Raw genomic sequence first — 2547 nt, 5'->3', positions numbered from 1 at the left:
TGGAGGTGGGCTCCCCCGGTCCGGCGGTGGGGCCGGCCGTCGGCGTCGCGGTCGGCTCCGGGGTGCCCGTGGGCTCCGGAGTCGCGGTCGGCGTCGGGGGAGAGAGCGGCGATCAGGCGGGGTGGAGCACCTTCGACTGCGGGCCCGGCGGCGCGATCGGCCCTGGATCCCGCTGCGGTAGCGCATCGCCGGCGGCGCATCAACGGGAGAGCGCAGTGGCGACAAGCGGCTGCGAGCCTGGACGACGCATTCGGTTCCGCTCCGAGCGGCGGCGAGCGCACGGGGACCGCGGTGCACCCTCGGGGACAGCGGTGGACTGCTCCGAGCGAGCGCCCCCTCGGCCTGAGCGGCCGCCGTCAGGATCAGAGGGAGCGGCGTCCCGCGATGACGCCGGAGACGACGGCGAGGACGCCGAAGACGATCGCGACGACCGGCTGGCCGAGGTCCAGCCACGCCAGCGCGGCGGCGCCCATCACGAGCAGCTCGATCAGCGAGCGGCCGTAGATGTCGATCGCGAGGACCGCGCGCGGCGAGAGGAAGAGCGCCCAGACCAGCGCGGCGACCACCGGAGCGCCGATGCCGAGGACGATGTTCCACGGGAGGTCCCACGACGCGAAGCCCCAGAGGGCGAAGGTCGCCAACGCGACGAGCTCCAGGAGGAACCGGAGGATCGCGTTCAGGCCGATCCTGATGTCGGTGCCCGCGGTGTCCGCTCGTGCTCGATTCACGCCGACCATGCTAGCCGCCGGAGGTCAGCGGAAGATGATGGTGCGGGCCCCGTCGAGGAGCACCCGGTCCTCCGCGAACCACTTGACCGCCTGCGTGAGCGTGCGGCTCTCCTCGTCCTGCCCGATCGCCACGAGCTGAGCGACCGAGTGCGAGTGGTCCACGCGCACCACGTTCTGCTCGATGATCGGCCCCTCGTCGAGGTCGCTGGTGACGAAGTGCGCGGTCGCCCCGATCAGCTTGACGCCGCGGGCGTGCGCCTGCTTGTAGGGGTTCGCGCCCTTGAAGCCCGGCAGGAACGAGTGGTGGATGTTGATGGCGCGGCCGGCCAGTCGCGCGCAGAGCTCGGGGGAGAGGATCTGCATGTAGCGCGCCAGGACCACGAGCTCGACGTCGTGCTCCTCGACGACCTCCAGCACGCGCTCCTCGAACCCGCGCTTCGACTCCGGCGAGACCACGGGTCGCGACTCGAAGGGCACGCCGTAGAACTCGGCGAGGTCGCGCAGGCTGCCGTGGTTGGACAGGATCATCGGGATGTCCACCGCGAGCTGCCCGGCGCGCTGGCGGAAGAGCAGGTCGTTGACGCAGTGCGCGGCGGTGGAGGCGAGGACGAGGGTGCGCAGCGGCCGGCCGACGACGTCGAGGCGCCAGGTCATCCCGTAGTGCTCCGTGATCGGCAGCAGGGCGGCGGCGAACTCCTCGCGGCTGATCGGCGACTCCACCTGCAGGCGCATGAAGAAGCGGCCGGTGTCGGCGCTCGAGAACTGCTGGCTCTCGGTGATGTTGCCGCGGGCCTGGACGACGGCACCGGACACGGCGTGCACGATGCCCGGCTGGTCGGGGCAGGCGAAGGTCAGGGTCCAGTGGTTTCCCGCGGGCCGGGCGCCGGACCACGCGGCGTCGCTGCCCGTCGGACGGGTGCTCGCGGGGGCGGGCCGGGGAGTCGCGGACGCGGCGGGTTCGGGCTGCATCCGCCCAGGATAACGGTGGGGCACAGGGCGGTCCGCGCGCCTCAGCCCGCATCGACGGACACGGCGGCGACGGGTCCCGTCCGCCCGTCCGGTGAGGAGTAGCGGACGCCGATCGTGTGCCTCCCGGGACCGACCTCCAGGGTCGCGGCGAGGACGGGGGCTACGGGAGCGAGGGACCGCACCTGCTCGCCGTCGACCAGGAGGTCGAGGCCGTCCGCGTCGGGGTCGGCGAGCACGAGCACAACGACCGCGCCCCCGCTCGACGCGGCCCGGGCGAGGAGCACCGGAGCGCGCAGGTCGACCGTCTCGGGGGCGCTGACTCCTGCGGCGGTGCGCGCCAGCACCGTGGTCCTGCCCGCGGGGAGGGGGAGCGCCGGCGCGGTCCAGGAGCCGTCGGCGTCGGCGGTGGCGGAGCCCACGCGGTGTCCGTCGGAGGCGTCCTCGAGGAGCACCTCGGCGCCGGGCGCGGCGGTGCCCCGGGCATCGGGCAGCAGCCGGCCGTCGGTGTCGAGCGCGAGGGCCGGTGCGGCCGGAGCGGGAGGTGCGGCCGGAGCGGGAGGTGCGGCCGGAGTGGGAGGTGCGGCCGGAGTGGGGGTCGTGACCGGTGCGGGAGTCGAGACCGGAGCGGAGGTGCTCGGCGCCTCTGTAGGGACCGGCGCCGGAGTGCTCGGTACGTGCGTCGCTGCCGGAGCCGGAGTGTCCGGTGGGGGAGTCACGGTCGGAACAGGAACCGGGACCGGAACAGGAACAGGGACCGGACGAGTGCAGCGGACGGCGATCCGGCGGGGCGGTCCAGCGGTTCCGGCGCCGCTCCGAGGAGCACGGTGCCGGCCGTGGCCGGACGGGCTGC

General features: G+C 74.1%; 3 protein-coding genes. All 3 read right to left on the bottom strand.

The window, feature by feature from the left end:
- Nucleotides 1-362 precede the first annotated feature (362 nt).
- The 3 genes from C5D04_RS17655 to C5D04_RS18050 are packed head-to-tail and all read right to left on the bottom strand — an operon-like array spanning nucleotide 363 to nucleotide 2413.
- Nucleotides 363-728 carry a YrdB family protein gene (locus C5D04_RS17655; RefSeq protein ID WP_258068971.1) on the bottom strand — a complete coding sequence of 122 codons (366 nt, stop codon included), beginning with the start codon at nucleotides 726-728 and terminating at the stop codon, nucleotides 363-365.
- A 24-nt stretch (nucleotides 729-752) separates the two neighbouring features.
- The gene (gene purU, locus C5D04_RS17650) at nucleotides 753-1697 is read right to left on the bottom strand and encodes a formyltetrahydrofolate deformylase (protein WP_104224944.1); all 945 of its coding nucleotides are present in this window, start codon (nucleotides 1695-1697) and stop codon (nucleotides 753-755) included.
- 41 nt (nucleotides 1698-1738) lie between these two features.
- Nucleotides 1739-2413, bottom strand: a complete 675-nt coding sequence (locus C5D04_RS18050; RefSeq protein WP_146087905.1) for a hypothetical protein — start codon at nucleotides 2411-2413, stop codon at nucleotides 1739-1741.
- Between the last annotated feature and the right edge of the window lie 134 nt (nucleotides 2414-2547).

This window comes from Rathayibacter sp. AY1D2 (genome assembly GCF_002932695.1).
In the GTDB taxonomy this organism is placed as follows: domain Bacteria; phylum Actinomycetota; class Actinomycetes; order Actinomycetales; family Microbacteriaceae; genus Rathayibacter.
The sequence above is the reverse complement of the archived record's forward strand: the minus strand, read 5'-3'. Positions and strand labels throughout refer to the sequence as shown.